Source organism: Nonomuraea sp. NPDC051941, assembly GCF_044593615.1.
This window is the reverse complement of record NZ_JBIUCF010000034.1, coordinates 67,815-91,973: the sequence shown is the minus strand read 5'-3', so window position 1 is coordinate 91,973 and position 24,159 is coordinate 67,815. Positions and strand designations below refer to the sequence as shown.

Genomic DNA, 24,159 nt, shown 5'->3' with positions numbered 1-24,159 from the left:
AACTCGCTGTAGTCCCTGGGACGGATGGGCGGGAGCGTTGGCGGCTGTGCCGACTCCGCGCAGAGCCCTGCAATCCAGGCGAGCGCCGCGCAGGTTGGCGGGCCTTCGCTGAGCCGCCTGTTGCGGCGAACCGCGTTCTGCTTCGGGGCCGGCCCTCTGCAGCCATGCGTTACCTCCCATGGCGCTTCGGAGCACTTGCTCACGCGATGCCCGTGCTGGCGGACACGCGGTCATGGGGGGGAAGACGCGCAAGCGTCTGGGAAGTGACCCAACGGACCGTGGACCGGGATCGCAGATGATCGTTCTAAACGCAACCTGGCAGCGAGTGGCGCTCGGCGCGCTCTTGGTTCTTCTCCTCATCCCGCTTGTCGCCATAATGGCGCCGGCGTTGCCCATCCTGATCTGGCGGTCGGAGGGGCGTGAGTTCGTTCTCGCCCTGTTCGACAAGGTCACGGAACTTGCACGGGCACTCGTGCCACGGGATGACGGCAACGGCGAAGCCGTCGAAGGTGAGGGCCTCAAGGTCGCCCCGGCCGATCAAAAGAGCGTCGAGCCGGCAGCGAGCTGAGCGTGATGGAAGGACTCGAGCCCCCATCAGGTGGTGGGGGTGAGTCGGGCGTCAGCACAACGTCAGCACCGGTGCTGACGGCAACCATGATTGACCGAGGACAACAAGAAGCCCCAGACTCCCGGCGTGGGCCGTGAGCTGGGGCTTAACTCCTGTCTGACTAGGTCGGACCTAGTTCGCAATGAAGCCTGGTGGACGATACTGGGATTGAACCAGTGACCTCTTCCGTGTCAGGGAAGCGCTCTCCCGCTGAGCTAATCGTCCGTGGAGGTGGCGACGGGATTTGAACCCGTGTGGACGGCTTTGCAGGCCGCTGCCTCGCCTCTCGGCCACGCCACCGAGTCGAATCTCTCCGAGCGGAAGACGGGATTCGAACCCGCGACCCTCACCTTGGCAAGGTGATGCTCTACCACTGAGCCACTTCCGCGTTGCTGCCTCGACAACTCTAGCGCGTTCGCCGACCGGATGGTTACGCGTAGCGGTGGAGTGCGCCTATTTGCGGAGCTGGCGGGCCACGCTCCGCTCGGTGGCGGGCAGGCTGAGGAAGATCTCCAGGATGCGGGTGAGGCGGTGGACCTCGATGCGGTGGAAGGCGGGGCCTTCCGAGCGGGCCAGGAGGAGGGAGAGGGCCAGAGGCGGCAGCGGGGCGTGAATGACGTGCAGCCCCTCCTCCAGGGTGACGGCCGTCGGGCGGGACGGGGTCTCCTCCGGGACGATCAGGTCTTTCGGGGCGCGCCAGCTGGCGTACAGGACGCGCCGCTCGGCCGTCGTGGCGGCCCAGTCGGCGCTGAACAGGACCGGGAGCGAGTCGACGAGCGTGGTGAGCGCGCGGTCGCCCGCCGTGGTGATGTACTTGAGAATCTCCAGCTCAGGGTACGTGCCCGGGGCCTCCCGCGTGGTCCAGATGCCCTCGACCGCCACGCCCTCCACCGTCTCCAGGCTCTTGACCAGCGACTGCCTGGGCGTGCTCTCCGCGCAGAAGACCGTGATGTCGTCAACGGCCTGGCCGGCGCCCCGGTCGAGCACGGTCACCTGCGTGATGTCGGCCCCCGACGCCCCCAGAACCTTGGTCACCTGTGCGAGCGAACCCGGCTTGTCGGGCAGCGCCACCCGTACGCGAAGAAGCATCCGTCCTCTCTCCGCTGAAGATGCGAATAACAACGTCTCTGATCAGCTTAGCCATCCTGCGTCAGGAATACCCGGCTGGGATCGTTGCCCACCTGGGCGGGGAGGCGTAGGCGCTCACCCTGAGTGACCATGAGATTACCAGGCTTTGGCCTGTGCGGGTAGAACGTGTGAGCGATGCGCGAGTGGCAACCTGACGTTTGCGAATACCGGTTACGACCTGACCTGCGCTACAACTGACGGAGTGAAGATTGGGCCGATTGGGGTTTGGCCGCCCGTGGTGCTGGCGCCGATGGCGGGCATCACGAACGCGCCGTTCCGGGTGCTGTGCAGGGAGCAGGGCGCGGGCCTGTTCGTCTGCGAGATGATCACGACGCGCGCGCTGGTCGAGCGTAACCCGAAGACGCTGCGGATGATCAGGTTCGCGGAGTCGGAGCGGCCCAGGAGCATCCAGCTGTACGGGGTGGATCCCGACATCGTGGGACGGGCGGTCAAGATGATCGCCGAGGAGGACCTGGCCGATCACGTCGACCTGAACTTCGGCTGCCCGGTGCCCAAGGTGACCAGGCGCGGGGGCGGGTCCGCGCTGCCGTACAAGAGGAATCTGCTGCGGCGGATCCTGCGGGAGGCGGTGGCCAACGCGGGGTCGTTGCCCGTCACGATGAAGATGCGCAAGGGGATCGACGACGATCACCTGACGTACCTCGACGCGGGGCGGATCGCGGCCGAGGAGGGCGTCGCGGCGATCGCGCTGCACGCCCGCACGGCCAAGCAGCATTACGGGGGAGTGGCCGACTGGGAGGCCATCGCCCGGCTGAAGGAGGCCGTGCCGGAGATCCCCGTGCTGGGCAACGGCGACATCTGGTGCGCCGACGACGCCCTGCGCATGGTGGCGCGCACCGGGTGCGACGGCGTGGTGGTCGGGCGGGGCTGCCTGGGGCGGCCGTGGCTGTTCAAGGACCTGGAGAACGCGTTCAACGGCAGCCCCGAGCGGGCCCGGCCCACCCTCGGCGAGGTCGCCGAGGTGATGGCCAGGCACGCCGAAGGGCTGACCGAGTGCTTCGACATCGAGCGGTACGCGGTCGCCGACTTCCGCAAGCACGTCGGGTGGTATCTGAAGGGGTTCACGGTCGGGAGCGAGCTGCGGCGGGAGCTGGCCACGGCCGAGTCGCTCGATGGGCTGCGCGAGGGGCTGGCGAAGCTGGAGCACGACCAGCCGTGGCCGCCGAACACGGACACGCCTCGGGGGAAGTCGGGGGAGCGGACCAAGGTGCTGCTGCCGGACGGGTGGCTGGACGACCCCTGGGACTGCGTGATCCCCGACGGCGACGCGGAGTCCGACATCTCCGGCGGTTGACCTCTTCTGCGGGTACGCGGCTCAGTGGGGGCCGGTGATCTCGGTGCCGCAGGGGCCGCCGCCCACGGACGTCTCCAACCGGACGGGTTCGCCCGACATCGTGAGCGTCGGGTAGTACTCGGCGATCCGCTCGGCCGAGCGGCCCACGTAATGGCAGATGAAGCTGCGCCTGAAGCGGTCGGCCGTGCTGTTCGGCTCCGAGCCGTGCACCAGGCTGCCGTTGAAGAACAGCACGTCCCCGGGCTCCATGTCCACCGGCACCTTCGTCAGGCCGGGCGGCGGCGGCACGTACTCCCTGGTGAAGGAGATGTCCTGGTCCGCCTCCTCCGGGCAGAACAGGTCCATGAGGTGTGTCCCCGGAACGACCTCGAGGCCGCCGTTGGCCCGGTCCACCTTGTCGAGCGCCACCCATGCGGCCACGCACGTGCCCGGTTCGACCCGGAGGTAGAAGTTGTCCTGGTGCAGCGCCTGGCCCCTGGCGCCCGGCGGCTTGAAGTAGAACATGCTCTGGGCTGCTATCGGCTCCTCTCCTAGGATGTCGCGGAGAATCGCGGCGATGCGCGTGTCGAGCAGATACCGCAGGGCCAGGTCGTTCACCTGGTGAGGGTGCATGATCCGCGGGTAGTCACGGAGGATGTCGTACGGCCGGCCGGGTTCCTGCGGCTGCGGCGCGAAGTGACCCGGGATCGGCCCCTTGGCGTGCAGCGCCATGAACGCGTCGCGCAGTTCGGCCACCTCTTCCGGGGCGAGGAGACCGGGCACCAGCAAGTACCCCTGATCGTGGAAGTCGTTGAGCCTCATGTTTCCCACGCTAGAGACCGGGATCGTGGAACGGTATGCCTGTGACCGCTGAGGACATGTCTGTTCCTGCTGCCGAGCTGACGATCGTCGGCCACTACGACAAGGCGCCCGGGTACGCCACCCGCCGTCCCGCCGGGTCGCCGAGCTGGCTGCTGCTGTGGACGGAGGCGGGGGCGGGGTTCGTGGCGCAGGGCGGGGCGTCGTTCGAGGTCCGGGCGGGGGACCTGGCGGTGCTCGGGTCCGGGGTGTCGCAGTACTACCGGGTGCTGCCGGGCGCGGAGCGGTGGCGGTTCTGGTGGGTGCACTTCCAGCCCCGGCCCTCGTGGACGGCCTGGCTGGGGCCGTTCGCCCGGGGTGACGGGTGCCATCTGGTCGGGGGCGTGCCGGTGGGCGTGCGCGGGCGGATGGGGCTGGCGTTCGAGCGCGCGCTCCAGGACGCCCGGTGGGTGCCGGCCGCGCCCCTGCCCGACGTGTACCCGCCCGTGGCGGCTTCCGCCGAGGCGCGGCTGCCCGCCGTCGTCCTGTCGGGGCCGGCGCGGGAGCTGGTGCTGGGGGCCGTGGAGGAGGCGATCGTCCTGGCCACCGCCTCCGCCCGGCCCGAGGGGGCGCGGCGGCCGGACGAGGGCGACGAGCGGGTACGCCGGACGCTCGCGCTCATCGCCGCCGAGCCCGGAGCGGCGCACTCGGTCGCCTCGCTCGCGCGTGCCGTCGCGCTCTCGCCGTCCCGCTTCGCCCACCTGTTCGCCGCCGAGACCGGGCGTAGCCCGATGCAGGCCGTCCGCGAGGCGCGGGTACGGCACGCCGCGAGCCTGCTGGAGGTGACGGACCTGGACGTGGGGCAGGTGGCGGCGGCGTCCGGCTTCGTCAGCCCGTTCCACTTCAGCCGGGCCTTCAGCCGCGAGTACGGCCTGCCACCCCGCGACTACCGCGCCCGCCGCCGCCCGCCCTCCTGACCCAAGGGTGTCAGCGGGTGAACGGGAGGGGGCCTCTGTCGGGGGTGAAGAGCTGGTCGTCGAGGTGGTCGACCGCGTAGTCGATGGCCCCCACCACCACGCACTCGTCCCCCAGTGTCGACGCCCGCACCTCCGGCATCCGCATGCACGTACGCTCCAACCGCTCCCGCAGCCGCCCCAGCAGCACGTCGGAGGAGCGGGAGAAGCCGCCGCCCAGCACCACCATCTGCGGGTCCAGGATGAGCACCATCGCGGCCGTGCCCACCGCGAGGTCGTCCACGTACCGCTCGACGGCGGCGAGCGCCACCGGGTCCCCGTTGCGGGCGGCGGCCAGCGTCCAGCCGGCCGCGTCCTCGGGCGGCGTGCCCTCGGGGAGGGACGGGCAGGTGTTGAGGTGCTCGGCGGGGTCGTACCAGCGGGCCTCGGGCAGCATGGAGATCTCCCCGGCCGCCGCCCCGAACCCCCTGTGCACCTTCCCGCCGATGATCAGCCCGGCTCCCATGCGCCGGCCGACGTGCATGAACACCACGTCCCTGGCGCCCTTGGCCACCCCGCGCCGGGTCTCGGCCATGGCGGCCAGGCGGCTGTCGTTCTCGATGAGGATCTGGCAGGGGAACATCTCGCGCAGCTTGCCCGCGAGGTCGAGGTCGCGCCAGGCGGGCACGGCGGCCGAGTAGATGACGCGCCCCTCGACGTCGATCACGCCGACCGTGCCGACCGAGATCATCCACAGGTCGGAGACCGACGTACGGCTGAGCGCCAGGCAGCCGGAGACGGCGCGTTCGATCGCCGCCAGGCGCTCCTCGATCGGGTCGTCGGGCAGCACCGGCTGCCGGGTCTCGGCGAGGATCTCGCCGTCCAGGTCGGACAGGGCGGCGCGGATGTTGTGACCCCCTATGTCCACCCCGACCAGGTAGCCGCTGTCGGCGCGGAAGCGGTAGCGGCGGGCCGGCCGGCCCATCGTGCCGGGGCTCGGCGGCACCTCCTCCACCCAGCCCAGGCCCATGAGCTCGTCGGTGACCTCCTTCATGGACGGCCGGGACAGGCCGGTGCGCTCGGCGAGCGCCGACAGGGTGAGCGGCCCCGCCCTGCGCAGCTCCCGGATGGCCGTCAGCGAGTTGAGCTGCCGCAGCCGGGACAGGTCGCCGCCGCGAACGTCCGCCATCGCCGTCCTTAAGTAGGTCTCCTCTGTAACCAGAGATTATGCCAGCGATTGACGGCTGTACGCGCCGCCTCCACCTCCTGTTATTGCGGCAAAAATCCGTCATTGACCCCGCCGGAGCGCCGGTGCTACTAATGAAGTGCTCCTTCGTAAGTCGAGAGGATTGAGGATGTCGTTCGAAGACATCGGCGAGATCAGGTGCGGCCCTGGCGAGGCGCGGGTGTTCGAGCACGGCTGGCAGTCGTGGAGCCCCACCGGCGCGTACCGCCTGACGGACGCCCCGCCCCGGCCCGCCGACGAGACCATCCAGATCCTCGCCTACCGCCCCGAGGCCCCCATCCCCCGGGGGGTGTTCCAGGGCGAAGGGCTGCTGGCCGTCGAGCCGGGCGACGGCTCCGTCGAGCTCTGGTCCGCGCCGAGCCCCCTCCAGGTGCCCTCGATCAGGGCGCGTGAAGAGGGCGGCCGCCTGGTGATCTCCGCCGACGGCCCGGTACGCCACCACCGCGCCGAAGGCGGCCTGGACCAGGCCCTGCGCGACTGGGCGGACACCATGACGGAGAAGCGGACGTTCCCAGCCGTCCCGCCCATGTGGTGCACCTGGTACGGCTACTGGGACAAGGTCACCGACGCCGACGTCATCGAGAACCTCCAGCGCTCCGAACGCCTCGGCCTGGGCGCCGACATGTTCCTCGTCGACGACGGCTACGAGGCCGAGATCGGCGACTGGCTGGAGGGGCGGCCGGAGTTCGGCTCGCTGGCGCGGGCCGTGGACGCCGTCACGGGCGCCGGGCGGCGGGCCGGGATCTGGACCGCGCCGTTCCTCGTCGGCCACCGCAGCCGGATCTTCCGCGAGCACCCCGACTGGCTGGTCAGGGACGCGTACGCCGGGCGCATGTGGGACCAGGAGCTGGCCGTGCTCGACGTCACCAACCCGGAGGCGGCCGAGCATCTCGTGAACGTCTTCCGCACGTTCAGCGCCATGGGCATCAGCCACTTCAAGCTCGACTTCATCTACGCGGGAGCCCTCGCGGGCGGGCGGCACGAGGACCTCGACCCGATCGCCGCGTACCGGCGGGGCCTGGAGCTGATCCGCCGGGGCGCGGGCGCGGACGCCACCCTGCACGGGTGCGGCGCGCCCATGCTGCCCAGCATCGGCCTGGTCGACGTCATGCGGGTCAGCCCGGACATCGCGCCGACCCTGCAGCCCAAGTCCGGCGACATCAGCCAGCCGTCCCAGCTCGGCGCCCGGCTCACCGGCGCGGCCCGCGAGTTCCTGCACGCCCGCTGGTGGGTGAACGACCCCGACTGCATCATCCTGCGCCCCGAGGTGGAGGCGCGGGAGGAGTGGGCCGCGCACATCGCCGGCACGGGCGGCCTGCGCGGGTCGAGCGACCCGATCGCGGCGCTGGACGACTGGGGCCTGGAGACGACCAGGCGCCTCATGGTCCCGACGGCGACGGACCCCTCGTGACCACCCACATCGCGCGGAGCAGCCTGGTGGCGGATGTCAAGGTGGCCAAGAGGCGGGGGAGCGGCTGGCACGCCTACCTCTTCGTCGCCCCCAGCCTCTTCGGGGTGATCGCGTTCCTCCTGCTGCCGATGCTCATCGTGCTCGTCCTCAGCCTCTTCGACTGGGAGCTGCTCTCGTCCCCCGAGTTCGTCGGGCTGGACAACTACCGCCGCCTGGCGGGGGACGGGCAGGCGTGGCACTCGCTCGGGGTGACGGTCGCGTACGTGCTGCTGTGCATCCCGCTCCAGACCGTGCTCGCCCTGGCCCTCGCCATGCTGCTCAACCAGCGCGTCAAGGGCGTCAGGTTCTACCGCTCGCTCTTCGTGGTCCCCTGGATGGCCACGCCCATCGTCCTCGCCCTGATCTGGAACTGGATCTTCGACCCCCGCGAGGGCGCCATCAACAGCGCGCTCGCGCTGGTCGGCGTCACCGGCCCCGACTGGCTGTCCGACCCCGCGTGGGCGCTGCCCGCCGTCGCGCTGGTCAGCATCTGGCAGTACACCGGCTACAACATGCTGTTCTTCCTGGCCGGCCTGCAGGGCATCCCGAAGGAGCTGCACGACGCGGCCGAGACCGACGGCGCGACCCCGGCCCAGCGGTTCTGGCGGGTCACGCTGCCGCTGCTCAACCCCACGATGTTCTTCGTCAGCGTGACGAACCTGATCGGCGCCTTCCAGGTGTTCGACACGGTGTTCGCGATGACGGACGGCGGCCCCAGCCACACCACCGAGGTGCTGAACTTCCGGATCTACCAGACCGCGTTCAAGGAGTTCGACTTCGGCTACGCGGCCACGCTGTCGACGCTGCTCTTCCTGATCATCTTCCTGGTGACGATGGCGCAGGTCAGGTTCTTCGGCAAGCGCACCACCTACGACCTGAGCTGAGAGCTGTGAGACTCGTGGCCAAGCGAATTTTCCTGTACGCCGTGCTCGCCATCGGTGCGTTCGTCTCCGTATTCCCGTACCTGCTCGTGGTCCTGACCGCGTTCAAGACACAGGGGCAGCTCAGCGAGACGGCCCCGTGGCTGCCGGGGCTGCCGCCGACCACGGACAACCTGGCGAAGATGCTGGCCGGCGACTTCCCCCGCTACCTCCTCAACACGGCCGTGATGACGGCGCTGCTGACGGCCGGGCAGCTGGTGTTCACCACGTTCGCGGCGTACGCGTTCGCCCGGCTCCGGTTCAGGGGCAGGGACGCGCTGTTCTGGCTGTTCGTGGCCACGATGATGGTGCCCAGCGCCGTCACCATGATCCCGCTGTTCCTGATCATGCGGCAGCTGGACCTGGTCAACACCTGGTACGGCCTGCTCGCCCCGTACGTGCTCGGCACCCCGTACGGGATCTTCCTGATGCGGCAGTTCCTCAAGACCCTGCCCGCCGGCCTGGAGGAGGCGGCGCGGATCGACGGGGCGGGCCCGCTGACGATCCTGCTGCGCGTCATGCTCCCGCTCTGCCGCCCGGCGCTCGGCACGCTGGCGATCATCACCGTGATCTCGTCCTGGAACAGCTTCCTCTGGCCGCTGATCATCACCAGCGGCGACGACACCAAGGTCATCACGGTGGCCATCGCCACGCTCAAGCAGGGCATCGGCGTCGACTACAACCTCATGATGGCCGGCAGCCTGATCGCGCTGGTCCCGATGGTGGCCATCTTCATCTTCTTCCAGAAGCACATCGTCAGATCCGTGGTCCTCACGGGTCTCAAGTAAGAAGAGGTCAGCGAATGTTGCGCAACCCCCCGATTCGCTGGGCGCTGCTCGGCGCCGCCCTGCTCGCCCTCACCTCCTGCGGCTCGGGCTCGGGCGGCGGAGGCGGGTCCGATCAGGTCACGTTGACGTACCGGCTCTGGGACGACCAGCAGAAGGTCGGCTACGAGAAGGTCATGGCGGCCTTCGAGAAGGCCAACCCCGGCATCCACGTCAACATCGAGCTGCTGCCGTACGACCAGTACTGGACGAAGCTCACCGCCGACGTCGTCGCGGGCACCGCGCCGGACGTCTTCTGGATGACCCCCACCCAGTTCCCCGAGTACGTCACCAAGGGCGTCCTGTCGCCCGTCCAGGTCGACGCGTCGAAGTACCACCAGACCGTCGTCGGCTCCTTCACCTACGAGAACAAGCTCTACGGCGTCCCGAAGGACTGGGGCATCGTCGGCCTGCTCTACAACAAGGACCTGTTCAAGCAGGCCGGCGTCGAGATGCCCGACAAGCTGACCTGGGCCAAGGACGGCACCGGCACCCTGCTCGACACCGCGCGCAAGCTCACCGTGGACGAGGCCGGCAAGCACCCCGGCGACGCGGGCTTCGACCCCGCCAAGGTCAAGACGTACGGCTTCGCCTCCTGGAACCACTACCAGACGCAGTGGATGAACTGGGTCAGCTCCAACGGCGGCAAGCTCGTCGACAAGCCCTTCGGCAAGTACGCCTTCAACGACCCGGCGTCGGTCGAGGCGCTGCAGTTCGGCGTGGACCTGGTCAACAAGCACCACGTGGCCCCGCCCGCCACCCAGACGAACCCGCCCACCGGCAAGATCACCGACATGTTCAAGGCGGGCAAGGTCGCGATGTTCCCCGCCAACAACGCGCTGCTGCCGTTCGTGGCGCCGGAGGCCACGTTCGAGATGGGCGTCGCGGCCATGCCCGAGGGGCCGCAGGGCCGCTCCGTCAACCTGAACGGACTGGCCGAGGCCGTCTACGCCAAGAGCAAGCACCCCAAGGAGGCCATGAAGCTGGCCGAATACCTCGGCACCCAGGAGCCGCAGAAGATGATGGCCGACGGCGGCTACGTCTTCCCCGCGCTCAACGGCCTCAGCCAGGGCTACGTCGACTACTGGAAGGCCAAGAAGATCGACGTCACGCCCTTCGAGCAGGAATCCACGGGCTCGACCTTCCCGCTGCCCGTCACCACCGGCTTCACCGGATTCGAGACCAAGCTCAACCAGATCTTCAACGAGATGTACCTCGGCAAGCTCACCCCCAAGGCCGCCGCCGACCAGGCCGTGGCCGAAGGCAACGCCACCGTCAAGTAAGGACCCCCATGATCACCCGGCGTTCACTCTTCGCCGGGGGCGCGAGCCTGGGCATTTCCGCCGCACTGGGTGCCGAACCCGTGCGCGCGGCCGTCCGGCGCGCCCCTCTCTCCGACCCCTTCCAGCTCGGCGTCGCCTCCGGCGAGCCCACGCCCGGCGGCGTGGTCCTGTGGACCCGGCTCGCCATGAACCCGGTCGCCCTCGACGGCCTCGGCGGCATGCCGGACCGCCCGGTGCCGGTCCAGTGGCAGCTCGCCAAGGACGAGAACTTCCGGCATGTCGTACGGAGCGGCGCCGAGGTGGCCCGCACCGACGCGGCCCACAGCGTGCACGTCGAGCTCGACGGCCTCCAGCCGGGCGCCGAGTACTTCTACCGCTTCAAGGCCGAGGGCGAGCTCAGCCCCGTCGGCCGCACCCTCACCGCCCCCGCCCCCGGCACCCGCAGCCGGGCCCTGAACCTGTCGTTCACCTCCTGCGCCGACTACCAGGTGGGCTGGTTCACGCCGTACCGCAGGATGGCCGAGGACCAGCCCGACCTGATCGCCTTCCTCGGCGACTACATCTACGAGTACGGCGACTACAAGTACCCGGTCCGCGACCAGGCCGGCGGCGAGTGCTTCGACCTGGCCGGATACCGGTTACGCCACGCCCAGCACAAGGCCGACCCCGAGTCGCAGCTGGCCCACGCCATCGCCCCCTGGGTCGTGGTGTGGGACGACCACGACATCGAGAACGCCTGGGCCGGCGACGTGCCCGAGCAGCCCGATCCGCCGTTCCTCGCCCGCAGGGCCGCCGCCTTCCAGGCGTACTACGAGAACATGCCGCTGCGCCGAGCCCAGAAGCCGAACGGGTCGGTGCTCAAGCTCTACCGCAGCATCCGCTGGGGCGCGGTGGCCAACCTGCACCTGCTCGACACCCGCCAGTACCGCGACCTGTACGCGTGCACCGGCAAGAGCGGCACCGTCGGCCCCGACTGCCTCGACCGCCTGGAGCCGAACCGCACGATCCTGGGCCGCGACCAGGAGGCCTGGCTGGACGGCGAGCTGAAGGGCTCGCGCGCCACCTGGGACCTGCTCGGCCAGCAGGTCTTCCTCATGGAGATGGACTGGACGAACGGCGAGGGCAAGGGTTACTCGAACGAGGGCTGGGACGGCTACGTCGCCTCCCGCAACCGCCTGACGGCCGCCATCGACACCTACAAGCGCAACGCCGTCGTGCTCACCGGCGACGTGCACAGCCACTGGGCCGGCGAGGTCAAGCGGGACTACCAGGACCCGGAGTCGAAGTCCGTGGCCGTCGAGCTGGTCACCACCTCGGTGACGAGCGCCGGCAACGGCCTGGACGAATACCCCAACACGCAGGTGCTGCTCAACGAGAACCCGCACGTGAAGTTCTTCAACGGCCGCCGGGGCTACGTGCGCACCAAGCTCACCCAGCAGGAGATGAAGGTCGACTTCCGGTCGCTGTCACGCGTCACCGAGCCGTACGCCCCCGCCTACACCTCCGGCTCCTTCGCCATCGAGCCGGGCGCCGCCAGACTCAACCCCGCCTGACAGGACTCCCATGCGCATCCTCACGGCCGCCGCCGCGGCGGCCCTCCTCGCCATGCCCTTCGTGCCGTTATCCAGCACCGCCGAAGCGGCGGCCGGCCCGCCGATGGGCTGGAGCAGCCGCTCGCTCGGCTGCTCGGTCTCCGAGTCGTCGGTACGCAAGGCCGCCGACGCCCTCGTGCCCCTCGTCCCGCTCGGCTACCGGTACGTCATCGTCGACGACTGCTGGCTGGCCGCGCAGCGCGCGGGCGGCGCCCTCGCCCCTGATGCCACCCGCTTCCCCGGCGGCGTCAAGGCCCTGGCCGACTACGTCCACGGCAAGGGCATGAAGCTGGGGCTCAGCCTGTCGGCCGGCACCAAGGCGTGCTCCGGCGGCGGTCCCGGCTCGTACAAGAGCGAGGCCGCCGACGCCGGGCAGCTCAAGGGCTGGGGCGTCGACTACGTCAAGTACGACTGGTGCAACATCCCCGCCGCCGACTTCCCCGGCCAGAACGTGCAGCAGATCGCCCAGGTCCTCTACCCCCGCATGCGCCAGGCCCTCGGCGCGGACGTCGTGTTCGCCATGAACAACGAGGACGGCAGCACCGTGCCGTGGCTCTGGGGCAAGGGCGCGGGCGCCACCACCTGGCGGACGAACGTCTACAACCGCCCCATCCCCGACACCTACGCCACGATGGTGGACATCTGGGAGACCAACCAGCTCAGGGCCGAGTACGCGGGCCCGGGCAGCTGGGCCGACCCGGACCTGATCCAGGCCGGGCGCGGCGGGATGACCGAGGCCGAGTACCGCGCCCAGTTCACCCTCTGGGCCGTCGGCGCCGCGCCGCTGATCCTGCAGGCCGACCCGGCCGCCGCGCCGCCCTCGGTCGTGGCCAACCCCAAGGTCGTCGCCGTCGATCAGGACTCGCTGGGCGTCCACGGCACGTTCGTCAAGACCGACGGCTGGTACCACGTGCTGTCCAAGCCGCTGGCCAACGGCGACCGGGCCATCGCGCTGTTCAACGAGAGCGACCGGGCGGCCACCATCGCGACCCGGCTCGGCGGCTCGCGCCACCGGGTCGAGGAGCTGTGGAGCGGCGCGGTCGCCTCGTCCAACGGCGAGCTGTCGGCCCAGGTCCCCGCGCACGGGGCGCTGCTCTACCGGGTGAGCGAGAGCCGCGAGCAGGCGCCGCCGCTGGTGACGTTCGAGGCCGACCCGCCCGCGTTCCTCGGCGACGACCGGCCCTCGGTGCTGGAGCCGGGCAAGGCCGGCGAGATCGTCACCCGGGTCACCAACACCGGGGCCACCGCGCGGCTGCGCGACGTCGAGGTCGCGGCCCGCGTACCGGACGGGTGGCAGGTCGCCGCGCGCACGCCCGCCAGGGCGAGCCGGCTCGACGGCGGCGAGACGCTCACCGTGAAGTGGGCCGTCACCCCGCCCGCCGGCGCGACGCCGGGGAACTACGAGCTCACCTTCACCCAGGGCACCCAGACCGCCGTGGCCGTCGTGACGGTCGCGACGGCGCCGGGCCCGGGGCGGACCTCCCTCAGCGACGTGGCCTGGACCAGCGCCAAGAACTACTTCGGCCCGGTCGAGAAGGACACCAGCAACGGTGACAAGGCGGCCGGCGACGGCAAACCGATCACCATCGAGGGCGTCACCTACGCCAAGGGCCTCGGCGCCCACGCGCCCGCCGAGATCGAGTACTACCTCGCCGGACGCTGCTCCACCGTCGAGTTCCAGGCCGGGATCGACGACGAGGTCGGCGCGGCGGGCTCGGCCGACTTCGAGGTCTGGGCCGACGGCGGCCGGGTCGCCCACTCGGGCGTGCTCACCGGCGCCATGCCCGCCCGCAAGGTCACCGCGTCCGTCGAGGGCGCCAGATATGTCCGGCTGGTCGCGACCAACGGAGGCGACAACGCGACCTCCGACCACGCCGACTTCGCCGACGCCGCCATCACCTGTAAGTAAGGAGTCTGCCGTTGTTGATCGTTCCCAAGCCCGTCAAGCACGAGCCCAGGCCAGGGGCGTTCGTTCTCGACCGCGAGACCTCGCTCGCCGCCGACCCGGCGCTCGGCGAGGTGGCCGCCTGGCTGCGCGGCGAGCTCGCCCCCGTCACCGGTGGCGAGCTGCTGCCGGGGGGCTCGGGAACGATCACCCTGGCGCTCGGCGACCTGCCGCCGGAGGCGTACCGGCTGACCGTCGGCGCCACGGTGGAGATCGTCGCGGGTGGTCCCGCCGGGGCCTTCTACGGGGCGCAGACGTTCAGGCAGTTGCTGCCGCCTGAGGCCTTCAGGAAAGCCGGGGGCGGCCCCTTCGAGGTGCCCGGCGCGTACGTCGAGGACGCGCCCAGGTTCGGGTGGCGCGGGGCCCTCCTCGACGTCGCCCGGCACTTCATGGTCAAGCGGGACGTGCTCCGCTTCATCGACCTGCTGGCCCTGCACAAGCTGAACGTCCTGCACCTGCACCTCACCGACGACCAGGGTTGGCGGGTCGAGATCCGCCGCTACCCGAGGCTGACCGAGGCCGGCTCCTGGCGCAAGGAGAGCCAGACCGGCTGGGACGGCCCCATGGACGGCCGCCCGCACGGCGGCCACTACACCCAGGACGACATCAGGGAGATCGTCGCCTACGCGGCCGCCCGGCACGTGACGGTGGTCCCCGAGATCGACCTGCCCGGCCACACCCAGGCCGCCATCGCCGCCTACCCGGAGCTGGGCAACCTGGACGCTCCCCTGGAGGTGCGCACGACCTGGGGCGTCGGCCACAACGTGGTCAACGTCGAGGACAGCACGATCAAGTTCTTCCAGAACGTGCTGGACGAGGTGCTCGACCTGTTCCCCAGCCCGTACATCGTGCTGGGCGGCGACGAGTGCCGCAAGGACCAGTGGCGGGCCAGCCTCGCGGCGCAGCGGCGCATCGCCGAGCTGGGGCTGCGGGACGAGGAGGAGCTGCAGAGCTGGTTCATCCACCAGTTCGACGCCTACCTGACGGCGCGCGGCCGCAGGCTCGTCGGCTGGGACGAGATCCTGGAGGGCGGCCTCGCGCCCGGTGCGGTGGTCGCGTCCTGGCGCGGCGAGCTGGGCGCGGTGACCGCCGCCAGAAGGGGCCACGACGTGATCAACTGCTCGAACACGAGCCTCTACCTGGACTACCGGCAGGGGCCGGGGGAGGAGGAGCCGGTCCCGTTCGGGACGGTGCTGGCGCTGGAGGACGTCTACGCCTTCGAGCCCGTGCCCGCCGACCTGCGCGGCGAACCGGCGGCCGACCGCGTGCTGGGCGCGCAGTGCTGCCTGTGGACGGAGCTGATCGACTCCGCCCGGCACGCGGACTACATGGCCTTCCCCCGGCTCACGGCCTTCTCCGAGACGGTGTGGAGCTCTCCCGAGCGCGACCTGGCCGACTTCCGCACGCGGCTGGCGGCGCACCTGCCCCGCCTGGAGGCGATCGGCGTGGAGTACAGGCACGAGGAGGGGCCGCGGCCCTGGCAGACCCGGCCCGGCGTGCCGGGCCGGCCGGAGGACCCGGAGCGCTGGCAGGCCAAACTCGACGCCTGGACCAGCAACCTGCGCCGTTAGACCTCTGCTGTCAGACCTCTACGGTGCCGATGTCCACGTGCCCGCCGCTGCGCCAGTAGACGTTGCCCTCCCTGGAGAGCAGCCCCTCGTCCACCAGGTAGCGGCGCAGCGCCGCGTAGTCGTCGTGGAAGGCCCGCAGCGTCACGTTGACGTCCTTCTCCGGGTAGCGCACACCCGGCTCGAACAGCGTGGCGATGTAGCGCAGCACCACGAGCCGCTTGTCGCGGCGCATCCCCATGGTCGTCAGCCGCCCGTCCACCAGGAACGTGCGCAGCACCCGCTCATCGGCGCTCAGCGCCTGCGCCGGCTCGGCCCGCGCCCGCAGCAGCTCCCTGAACCGCTCGGGCGCGGCCCGCCACTTGCCGCTCTCGTCACACGTCGCCAGGCCGCCGCCGGCCAGCTTGTGCAGTGCCTTGGGGGACAGGCCGTCGGTCTCGCCCAGCACCAGGGAGGCGAAGGTCCGTAACGTGTCGTCCTGATAGAGCAGGCCGAGCACGCGCCTGAGTTCTTCGTCGTTCACCCCTACCATTTTGTCGCATGATCCCAGCGCGGTCGCGGGCGGTCGCCGTACGCGCCTGCTCCCGATCCGACTACCGCTCCACCGCCCGCACGCTCGCCAAGGTCTGCACCTTGAAGCGCTCCCCGCGGCTGATGCCCGGGGATTTCAGCCGTCCGAGCGTCCCGTCAACGCGGCGACTCCAGACGCTGTTGCTTGGCGATTCACCTTCCGGCCCCGCACATGCGGGTTTCCACGCCCCAACCCACGCAGCCGGTCTGGCCTGCACGGGCTCCGCCCTCCCGGCGGTGAGTAACACTGGCAGCTTGGTTGTCACTGCCAGTGAAGGGGATATTACCCTCTACGTCTCCGGCTTCGCATGAGCTTTCGAAAGAAGGGCTCACTCCAATGGCTGAAGCCTGGGTCCGGGCCGTAGACCTTCGATCGCCGATCGCTGATCGTGAGAAATGTCTCGATCTTGGGACATTGTCATGACACGACCCCGACGTTCCACCGAGGACACTTGATCCGACAGGCGTGTGCCGGGGCGCCCTTGCCAGTCCGTTCCGGCACACGGCTTGTCATTTTCTGGGGCTGCATTGGGCTTCGGGGGCAGCCCCAGCGCAGCTTTCCAGCCGCCTCAGAGCCGGTTGAGGCCGGTCACGTGCAGGACCGCGCGGCCCTCCTCGTCGGAGGCCGCCAGATCCACCTGGGCGTCGATGCCCCAGTCGCCGTCGCCGGCCGGATCCTTGATCGTCTGCCGGACCTTCCAGAGCCCGCTCTCCTCCTCGATCCGCAGCAGCGCGGGCCCGCGCGCGTCGGCGTCGGTGAAGATCTCCTCGTGGTCGGCGTAGTACGCGTCCAGCGCCGCGCCCCAGTCGACGTCGGGAGCCAGCTCCTCCAGCTCCTCCTCCTTCTCGATGGCGCACAGCTCCACCAGCCGGAACATCGCGTTGCGCACCAGCACGCGGAAGGCCCGCGGGTTGGCCGTGACCGGTCGCACCTTGGCCTCCAGCTGGTCCTTCTGCTCCAGCGCCTCGGCCGGGTTGGTGAGCTTCTCCCACTCGTCGATCAGCGAGGAGTCGACCTGGCGGACCAGCTCGCCGAGCCACTCGATCAGATCGACCAGATCGTCGGTCTTGAGGTGCTCGGGCACCGTACGCGACAGCGTCCGGTAGGCGTCGGCCAGATAGCGCAGCACCGTGCCCTCGGACCTGGTCAGCTCGTAGAACTGGATGTAGTCGCTGAACGTCATCGCCCGCTCGAACATGTCGCGGATGACGGCCTTGGGGCTGACCGTGTAGTCGCCCACCCACGGATGCCCGCGCCGGTAGGTCTCGTAGGCCCCGAGCAGCAGGTCCTCCAGCGGCATCGGGTACATGACCTCGGCCAGCTGCTCCATGCGCTCTTCGTACTCGATGCCGTCGGCCTTCATCTGCGCGACCGCCTCGCCGCGCGCCTTCTTCAGCTGCGCCGACAGGATCTGCCGCGGATCGTCGAGGATCGACTCCACGATCGAGACGATGTCCAGCGCGTACGACGGCGACTCGCGGTCGAGCAGGTCGAACGCGGCCAGCGCGAACGTGGACAGCGCCTGGTTGAGCGCGAAGTCCTCCTGGAGGTCGATCGTCAGCCTGGCCCGCCGGCCCTGCTCGTCGGGCTCGGCGAACTGCTCGACGATGCCGCCTGCCAGCAGCGACCGGTAGATCGCGATGGCCTGACTGATGTGCCGCCGCTGCCACTTGCGGTCCTCGTGGTTGTCGGTCAGCAGGTGCTTCATCGCCTGGAAGCAGTCGCCCGGCCGGTTGATGACCGCAAGCAGCATCGCGTTGCTGACCTTGAAGCGGGAGTTGAGCGGCTCCGGCTCGGCCTCCTGGAGCTTCTGGAACGTCTCCTCGCTCCAGCCCACGAACCCCTCCGGCGGCTTCTTGCGCGCGTACCCGCGCCGCCGCTTGGGGTCGTCGCCGATCTTGGCCAGGGCCTTGGCGTTCTCGATGTCGTGCTCGGGGGCCTGGCAGGCGACGTAGCCGATGGTGTCGAACCCGGCCCGGCCCGCCCGGCCCGCGATCTGGTGGAACTCGCGGGCGCGCAGCCGCCGCACCTTGTTGCCGTCGTACTTGGACAGCGCCGTGAAAAGCACCGTCCTGATCGGCACGTTGACGCCGACGCCGAGGGTGTCGGTGCCGCAGATGACCTTCAGCAGCCCCGCCTGGGCCAGCCGCTCCACCAGGCGCCGGTACTTCGGCAGCATCCCCGCGTGGTGCACCCCGATGCCGTGGCGCACCAGCCGGGACAGCGCCCGCCCGAACCGCGTCGTGAAGCGGAAACCCCCGATCATCGTGGCGATGGCCTCCTTCTCGGCCTTCGTCGCCATGTTGATGGACATCAGGGCCTGCGCCCGCTCCATCGCCGCCGCCTGCGTGAAGTGCACGACGTAGACCGGCGCCTGCCCGGTCTTGAGCATCTCCTCCAGCGTCTCGTGCAGGGGCGTCATCCGGTAGGAGTAGATCAGCGGCACCGGGCGCTCGGCGTGCTTGACCACGGACGTCGGCCGGCCGGTGCGCCTGGTCAGGTCGCGCTCGAACATCGACACGTCGCCGAGCGTGGCCGACATGAGGATGAACTGCACGTTGGGCAGCTCCAGAATCGGCACCTGCCACGCCCACCCGCGGTCGGGCTCGGCGTAGAAGTGGAACTCGTCCATGACGACCTGGCCGATGTCGGCCCCGGCGCCGTCGCGCAGCGCCACGTTCGCCAGGATCTCGGCCGTGCAGCAGATGATCGGCGCGCCCGGGTTGACGCTGGCGTCGCCGGTCATCATGCCGACGTTCTCGGTGCCGAAGATCGCGCACAGGTCGAAGAACTTCTCCGACACCAGCGCCTTGATCGGCGCGGTGTAGAAGGTGCGCTGGTCGCGCGTCAGCGCCGCGAAGTGGGCGCCCGCGGCCACCAGCGACTTGCCCGAGCCGGTCGGGGTGGCCAGGATCAGGTTGCTGCCGGAGACGACCTCGATGAGGGCCTCCTCCTGAGCGGGATAGAGAGTGAGCCCCCGCTCGGAGTTCCACTGGACGAACGCGTCGAAGATCGCGTCCGGGTCGGCGTCGATGTCTTCGGGCAGGCGGTCAACGAGTAGGCTCACGCTCTCTATCCTGCCGAAGTTTGCCGTGTGGTCGAACCGGCAGGGGCCTTTTATCGCAAGTCGAGCTGAAGCAGCACGGTGTCGATCCAGCGCCCGTGCTTGAATCCGACCGCCCGCAGCCGCCCGGCCTCCTCGAATCCGAACGCCTTGTGCAGCCGGGCCGACGCCGGGTCGCCCGAGTCCGCGATCACCGCGATCATCTGGCGGGCGGGGGTCTCGCCGGTCTTCTTGATCAGTTCGGCGAGGAGCAGCTTCCCGAGGCCCCGTCCGGTGAAGGCGGGCGCCAGGTAGATCGTGTCCTCGACCGTGTGCCGGTAGGCCGGCTTGGGGCGGTACTGGGCGACGTAGGCGTACCCGGCGACCGCGCCGTCCACCTCGGCCACCAGGAACGGCAGCCCCGCGCCCGCGATGCCGTCGGCCTTGGCCCGCCACTGGCCGATGTCGAGCGGCGTCTCGTCGAACGTGGCCACGCCGCCGGTCACGTAGTGGGCGTAGATGTCGGCGACGGCGGGCAGATCGGCTTCGGCAAGGGCGCGGATACTCATCATGGCTCACATTCTGCGCAACGGCGTGTGACGGCGGTGTTTCGCGATCCTCACCCGTGCCTTGGCACCCGTGCCTTCAGGTCCGTGCCCGCGGCGCCGTCAGCAGCAGCCCGCCGAGCAGGGCGAGCACCGCGAGGAACGGCCCGCCGCCGGGCGCGAACCCGCCCACCGTCAGCGTCAGCACCCCGCCGCCGATCAGCACGACCGAGGCGAGCGTGCCGCCCCATCCGCCCTTCCCGTACGGCAGCGCGGGCGGCGTCTCGAACCTGTGGAACCCCTTCAGCAGCGGCCACATGACCAAGCACAGCAGCCCGAACCAGATCGGCCACCCGGCCAGCCAGAACGCGCTTCCGGGCCGCGGCGTGTCGATCCCCAGCAGGACCACCACCACGCCGGTCACCGCGAACAGGGCCGGCATGTGCCAGAGGTACACGGTCATGATCCTGGGGCTCGCCCAGGCCAGCAGGCGGCCGGTGCGCAGCCGGAGCAGCCACGGCCGCAACAGGGTGACCAGGCCGATCTGGCCGATCCCGACGGCCAGCATGGCCAGGGTGGGCGGGGCCATGTTGGACACCTCGGCGCCCGGCAGGCCGATCATGCTGCCCGGGTAGGGGCCGTAGGCCACCAGCAGGGCCGCGGCCCCGTACCCGCCGATCGCCAGCGCCCACGGGCGCCGCAGCCGGCCCTCGGCGTAGAAGAAGCCGAGCTGGTGCACCGCCAGCCAGACGAACACGATGTTCAGGTAGCCCAGCGCCTCGAAACCGGTCGAGAAGCGCACCACGTCCGTCAGCACCGCTCCGGCCGCCAGCGCCGCGGGGACGCGCAGGCCGTACCGCTCGTGCAGGCGCAGCGCGTACGGGGTGGCCGTGACGGCGATCAGGTAGACGGCCAGGAACCACAGGAGCTGGCCGGTCAGTCGCGCGCCCGTCTCCAGCGGCTGCGGCGGCACCCCCAGCGTGAGCAGCACGTGGGGGAGCGGGATCCACACCGCCGCCAGCGGCAGCAGCGGCCAGGCCAGCCGGCGCAGCCTCGTGGCCAGCCACCGCTGCGCGCCCTTGTCCGCCCGGGCGAAGCTGATCGCGTTCGCCGCGCCGCCCGCGAAGAACACCAGCGGCATGACCTGGCTGATCCACGTCACCACCCACACGCCGGGCGTCGAGAGCGCGTTCCCCGTGGTCAGCCGGCCGCCGTCATAGGTCAGCACCGGGATCGTCCAGTGCTGGAACACGATGAGCGCCATGCCGAAGACACGCAGCAGGTCGATGAACGGGTCCCGCACCGCCGTGCGGGTGCCCGCGCGGGACGGCGCCGCGGGAGCGGCGGTGGGGCGGTCCAGCAGGACGGTCATGGGGAGCCTCGATTCGCACGGAGCAGACGAGTCAAGGCTCCCGCCGGGGGCGTCCGCGCACATTGCCGCTCACCACCGTCTTGCGGTGGAGATCACGTGACCCTCCGGGGTAGGGCTGGCCCTACCCTCAGACACCCGTACACCCGCTCGTGCCGGTGACCGCCACGCCATACGGTGATTCCATGCGCTCCCGGATGAGGCGTGTCCTTCTCGACACCCGTTACACGCTCGTCGGCTTCCCCACGGCCGTCATCGGCTTCGTGATCATGCTCGCCGGCTTCGCGGCCGGCCTGGGCACGGCGATCGTGTGGCTGGGCGTGCCGCTGCTGGCCGGCACGCTGCTGGCCGCCCGGGGCTTCGCCGACGCGGAGCGCGGCTGGCTGGCCGACGTGCTGGACCGCCCGCCCGTACGGCCCCGCTACAAGCCCGCGCCGCCCGGAGCGGGCCGCTTCCGCCGGGCCGTCAACCCGCTGACCAGCGGGCAGTCCTGGCTCGACCTGCTGCACGGCATCATCAACCTGCCGTTCGCCATCCTGTCGTTCGTGCTCACCGTGGTGTTCTGGGCGCTCCCGCTGGCGGGCCTGACCTACCCGGTGTACGGCATCATCACCTCGCGCATCCCCGGCAACGTGGAGCTGCCCGAGCTGCTCGGCCTGGGCGACGGCTACGGCGTCAACTCGATCTTCTACGTCTCCCTCGGCCTGGTCTTCGCCCTGATCATGCCGTTCGCCGTGCGCGGCTCCGCGCTGCTGCGCGCCGGGCTCGGCCGGGCCCTGCTGACCGGCGTGGCCGAGCTGCAGGAGCGCATCGACGACCTGGCCCAGGGCCGCGCCGCCGCCGTCTCCGCCGAGGCCAACGCGCTGCGCAAGCTGGAGCGCGACATCCACGACGGGCCGCAGCAGCGGCTGGTCTCGCTGGCCATGGAGCTGTCCAGGGCGCAGCGGCAGATGGCCAAGGACCCCGAGGCGGCGCAGGCCACGATCAAGTCGGCCATCTCCGCCACCCGCGAGACGCTCGACGAGCTGCGTGCGCTCTCGCGCGGCATCGCGCCGCCCATCCTGTCCGACCGCGGCCTCGCGCCCGCGCTGGCGGCCCTGGCCGGGCGCTGCACGGTCCCCGTCGACCTCGACGTGCAGACCGCCGAGCGCTACCAGGCGGCGGTGGAGAACGCCCTCTACTTCGTCTGCGCCGAGACCCTCACCAACGTGGCCAAACACAGCCGCGCCACCAGCTGCGCGATCCAGCTGGTCCGCCTCGGCGACATCCTCATGCTCACGATCGGGGATGATGGGGTCGGCGGCGCGCACGTCGCCAAGGGACACGGTCTCGCCGGGCTGGCCGACCGGCTCCGCGCCGTCGACGGGGAGCTGAGCGTGCAGTCGCCGGACGGCGGGCCGACAGTGATCGTGGCGGAGGTGCCGTGCGGGTAGTCGTGGCCGATGACGCGGTTCTGATCAGGGAGGGCCTGGTCAGGTTGCTGGAGGAGTTCGGCTGCGAGGTGGTCGCGACCGTCGGTGACGGTGACGCCCTCGTGCTGGCGATCGCCGAGCACAGGCCGGACGTGTCGGTGGTCGACGTGCGCATGCCGCCGTCGTTCACCGACGAAGGGCTCAAGGCGGCCGTGGAGGCGCGGCGCAGGGTGCCCGGGGCGCCCGTGCTGATCCTCTCCCAGTACGTCGAGGTCTCCTACGCCGACGACCTGCTCGCCGACGCCAGGGGCGCGGTGGGTTACCTGCTGAAGGACCGGGTCGTCGACGTGGACGAGTTCCTGGAGGGCCTGCGGCGGGTGGCCGCGGGCGGGACGGTGTTCGATCCGCAGGTGGTGTCCCAGTTGATGGTGCGCAGACGTAAGGACGATCCGCTGGCGCAGCTGACGCCGCGGGAGCGCGAGGTGCTCGGGCTGATGGCCGAGGGGAAGTCCAATCCGGCCATCGGACGGCAGCTCGTGATCAGTGACGGGGCCGTGGAGAAGCACATCAGGAGCATCTTCAACAAGCTCGGCCTCTACGCGGAGGACAGCGACCAGCATCGCCGGGTGCTCGCCGTCCTGGCCTACCTGCGTTCCTGATCGTCCCACCGGTCGAGGGCCGGTCCGGGGGAGGGGGCGAGGGGGTGTCGAGGGGTGGTGGCCGGTCCGCGCGGCGTCGCGCGCGGACCTGGCCGCTCGGGGGATTAGCCGAGCGCGTCGACCAGCTTCTTGCGCTGCTGGGCGCCCAGGCCGCCGAGGCGACGCTTCTCGTCGACGCCCGCCTCCTCCATCAGCGCGGTGGCCTTGGCCGGGCCGACGCCCTTGACGGCGCGCAGGGCCTGCGACACCTTGATCTTCTTCGCGATGTCGTCGTCGCGCTCGAGCAGCTGGGCGAACGTCAGCTCGCCGGCCTTGACCTTGGCGAGCAGGGCGGTGCGGGCCGCACGCGCCTCGGCGGCCTTGGCCAGAGCCGCCTGACGCTGCTCGGGGGTGAGAGTGGGAAGTGCCATCTCGGTTCTCTCCTCGGGGAGTTTACGTTCGGGCTTTTGTTACCCGTGGTGCAGTGGCTAATCATGGCGGATACCAGCGGTTCGTGTTGCGAAAAGCGCCGCTCAACGTGTCCGCCAGACTTCCGCGGCCGCTTCAGCGCACACCACGTCCTGCGTGATCGTGCCTCCGCTGACGCCTATGCCGCCGACCACGCGTGCTCCCCCACCGTAGTCCGCCCAGAGCGGGATGCCGCCTCCGACGCAGACGTAATCATGCCTGGGCAGGCCGTACAGGTCGCCTCCCGGAGCCGTCCGTACGGCCAGCTCCGCGGTGGGTCTGCGCAGGGCCACCGAGGTGTACGCCTTGCCCTGCGCGAGACCCGGCCCCGCGATCTCCGCACCCTCCATACGCTGGAAAGACACCAGATGTCCGCCCTCGTCGACGACCGCCACGGAGATCACCGCGCCTTCACGGATCGCCCGCCTGACGGCGGCCTCTGTCATGCGGAGCGCGAGCTCGAGATTCACGCGTGCTTCCCTCGGATCGCCGGGGTCATGATGGG

21 protein-coding genes and 3 tRNA genes are annotated in these 24,159 nt (G+C 70.4%); 12 read left to right on the top strand and 12 right to left on the bottom strand.

The genetic code is table 11. The annotated features are described in order from the left end of the window. Positions 1–295: 295 nt before the first annotated feature. Complete coding sequence (locus tag ACIHFD_RS43190; RefSeq protein WP_397371853.1) at positions 296–568, top strand: hypothetical protein; 273 nt, start codon at positions 296–298, stop codon at positions 566–568. Positions 569–757: 189 nt separating this feature from the next. Here ACIHFD_RS43190 and ACIHFD_RS43185 read toward each other — a convergent pair. The 4 genes from ACIHFD_RS43185 to ACIHFD_RS43170 all read right to left on the bottom strand — a co-directional run bounded on the left by ACIHFD_RS43185 (position 758) and on the right by ACIHFD_RS43170 (position 1,696). Continuing rightward, positions 758–832 (bottom strand) — tRNA-Val (locus ACIHFD_RS43185). Between the two features lies 1 nt (position 833). Then, a tRNA-Cys gene (locus ACIHFD_RS43180) sits at positions 834–907 on the bottom strand. 16 nt (positions 908–923) lie between these two features. After that, positions 924–995 (bottom strand) — tRNA-Gly (locus ACIHFD_RS43175). A gap of 65 nt (positions 996–1,060) precedes the next feature. After that, positions 1,061–1,696 carry an ACT domain-containing protein gene (locus ACIHFD_RS43170; protein WP_355198235.1) on the bottom strand — a complete coding sequence of 212 codons (636 nt, stop codon included), beginning with the start codon at positions 1,694–1,696 and terminating at the stop codon, positions 1,061–1,063. A gap of 241 nt (positions 1,697–1,937) precedes the next feature. On the opposite strand from ACIHFD_RS43170, the gene dusB reads away from it, so the two are divergent. Next, the gene (gene dusB / locus ACIHFD_RS43165; RefSeq protein ID WP_397371852.1) at positions 1,938–3,050 is read left to right on the top strand and encodes a tRNA dihydrouridine synthase DusB; all 1,113 of its coding nucleotides are present in this window, start codon (positions 1,938–1,940) and stop codon (positions 3,048–3,050) included. Positions 3,051–3,071: 21 nt separating this feature from the next. Here the strand turns inward: dusB and ACIHFD_RS43160 are convergent, their stop codons facing one another. Further along, positions 3,072–3,851: a phytanoyl-CoA dioxygenase family protein gene (locus ACIHFD_RS43160; protein ID WP_363972350.1), complete on the bottom strand. Its 780-nt coding sequence runs from the start codon at positions 3,849–3,851 to the stop codon at positions 3,072–3,074. Positions 3,852–3,907: 56 nt separating this feature from the next. Between ACIHFD_RS43160 and ACIHFD_RS43155 the strand changes: the two genes are divergently transcribed. Then, a complete protein-coding gene (locus tag ACIHFD_RS43155; protein WP_397371851.1) occupies positions 3,908–4,804 on the top strand; it encodes a helix-turn-helix domain-containing protein in 897 nt (298 codons plus the stop codon). 10 nt (positions 4,805–4,814) lie between these two features. Here the strand turns inward: ACIHFD_RS43155 and ACIHFD_RS43150 are convergent, their stop codons facing one another. Continuing rightward, positions 4,815–5,969 (bottom strand): ROK family protein, encoded by a 1,155-nt coding sequence (locus ACIHFD_RS43150; RefSeq protein ID WP_363972344.1) that lies wholly within the window; start codon positions 5,967–5,969, stop codon positions 4,815–4,817. Between the two features lie 166 nt (positions 5,970–6,135). Between ACIHFD_RS43150 and ACIHFD_RS43145 the strand changes: the two genes are divergently transcribed. Genes ACIHFD_RS43145 through ACIHFD_RS43115 form a run of 7 tightly spaced genes read left to right on the top strand, consistent with a single transcriptional unit; the run spans position 6,136 to position 15,611 of the window. After that, positions 6,136–7,437 carry a glycoside hydrolase family 36 protein gene (locus ACIHFD_RS43145; RefSeq protein ID WP_397371850.1) on the top strand — a complete coding sequence of 434 codons (1,302 nt, stop codon included), beginning with the start codon at positions 6,136–6,138 and terminating at the stop codon, positions 7,435–7,437. Next, entirely contained in the window at positions 7,434–8,360 is a 927-nt protein-coding gene (locus ACIHFD_RS43140) for a carbohydrate ABC transporter permease (protein ID WP_397371849.1), read from the top strand. Before ACIHFD_RS43145 ends, ACIHFD_RS43140 begins: the two co-directional genes overlap by 4 nt. Before the next feature lie 14 nt (positions 8,361–8,374). Next, positions 8,375–9,184 carry a carbohydrate ABC transporter permease gene (locus tag ACIHFD_RS43135; protein WP_397371848.1) on the top strand — a complete coding sequence of 270 codons (810 nt, stop codon included), beginning with the start codon at positions 8,375–8,377 and terminating at the stop codon, positions 9,182–9,184. 14 nt (positions 9,185–9,198) lie between these two features. Further along, positions 9,199–10,503, top strand: a complete 1,305-nt coding sequence (locus tag ACIHFD_RS43130; RefSeq protein ID WP_397371847.1) for an ABC transporter substrate-binding protein — start codon at positions 9,199–9,201, stop codon at positions 10,501–10,503. A gap of 8 nt (positions 10,504–10,511) precedes the next feature. Next, positions 10,512–12,056 (top strand): alkaline phosphatase D family protein, encoded by a 1,545-nt coding sequence (locus ACIHFD_RS43125; RefSeq protein ID WP_397371846.1) that lies wholly within the window; start codon positions 10,512–10,514, stop codon positions 12,054–12,056. Positions 12,057–12,066: 10 nt separating this feature from the next. After that, positions 12,067–14,004: an NPCBM/NEW2 domain-containing protein gene (locus tag ACIHFD_RS43120; RefSeq protein WP_397371845.1), complete on the top strand. Its 1,938-nt coding sequence runs from the start codon at positions 12,067–12,069 to the stop codon at positions 14,002–14,004. A 5-nt stretch (positions 14,005–14,009) separates the two neighbouring features. Next, on the top strand, positions 14,010–15,611 hold the full coding sequence (locus ACIHFD_RS43115) for a beta-N-acetylhexosaminidase (RefSeq protein ID WP_397371896.1): 1,602 nt from the start codon (positions 14,010–14,012) through the stop codon (positions 15,609–15,611). 10 nt (positions 15,612–15,621) lie between these two features. Here the strand turns inward: ACIHFD_RS43115 and ACIHFD_RS43110 are convergent, their stop codons facing one another. The 4 genes from ACIHFD_RS43110 to ACIHFD_RS43095 form a co-directional block, all read right to left on the bottom strand. After that, positions 15,622–16,140, bottom strand: a complete 519-nt coding sequence (locus tag ACIHFD_RS43110; protein ID WP_397371844.1) for a DUF2087 domain-containing protein — start codon at positions 16,138–16,140, stop codon at positions 15,622–15,624. Between the two features lie 607 nt (positions 16,141–16,747). Next, on the bottom strand, positions 16,748–19,255 hold the full coding sequence (locus tag ACIHFD_RS43105; RefSeq protein ID WP_397371895.1) for a DEAD/DEAH box helicase: 2,508 nt from the start codon (positions 19,253–19,255) through the stop codon (positions 16,748–16,750). 41 nt (positions 19,256–19,296) lie between these two features. After that, positions 19,297–19,794, bottom strand: coding sequence for a GNAT family N-acetyltransferase (locus ACIHFD_RS43100; RefSeq protein WP_397371843.1), 498 nt, complete (start codon positions 19,792–19,794; stop codon positions 19,297–19,299). Between the two features lie 73 nt (positions 19,795–19,867). Beyond that, on the bottom strand, positions 19,868–21,139 hold the full coding sequence (locus tag ACIHFD_RS43095; RefSeq protein WP_397371842.1) for an acyltransferase: 1,272 nt from the start codon (positions 21,137–21,139) through the stop codon (positions 19,868–19,870). Positions 21,140–21,333: 194 nt separating this feature from the next. Here ACIHFD_RS43095 and ACIHFD_RS43090 point away from each other — a divergent pair, with 194 nt between their 5' ends. Next, positions 21,334–22,569, top strand: a complete 1,236-nt coding sequence (locus tag ACIHFD_RS43090) for a sensor histidine kinase (RefSeq protein ID WP_397371841.1) — start codon at positions 21,334–21,336, stop codon at positions 22,567–22,569. Then, complete coding sequence (locus ACIHFD_RS43085; RefSeq protein WP_397371840.1) at positions 22,560–23,207, top strand: response regulator; 648 nt, start codon at positions 22,560–22,562, stop codon at positions 23,205–23,207. Before ACIHFD_RS43090 ends, ACIHFD_RS43085 begins: the two co-directional genes overlap by 10 nt. A 104-nt stretch (positions 23,208–23,311) precedes the next feature. On the opposite strand, the gene mihF is transcribed toward ACIHFD_RS43085, so the two are convergent. Together mihF and ACIHFD_RS43075 are read right to left on the bottom strand one after the other, a co-directional pair. After that, the gene (gene mihF / locus ACIHFD_RS43080) at positions 23,312–23,617 is read right to left on the bottom strand and encodes an integration host factor, actinobacterial type (protein ID WP_043641121.1); all 306 of its coding nucleotides are present in this window, start codon (positions 23,615–23,617) and stop codon (positions 23,312–23,314) included. 102 nt (positions 23,618–23,719) lie between these two features. Continuing rightward, on the bottom strand, positions 23,720–24,124 hold the full coding sequence (locus tag ACIHFD_RS43075; protein ID WP_357735945.1) for a heme-binding protein: 405 nt from the start codon (positions 24,122–24,124) through the stop codon (positions 23,720–23,722). Between the last annotated feature and the right edge of the window lie 35 nt (positions 24,125–24,159).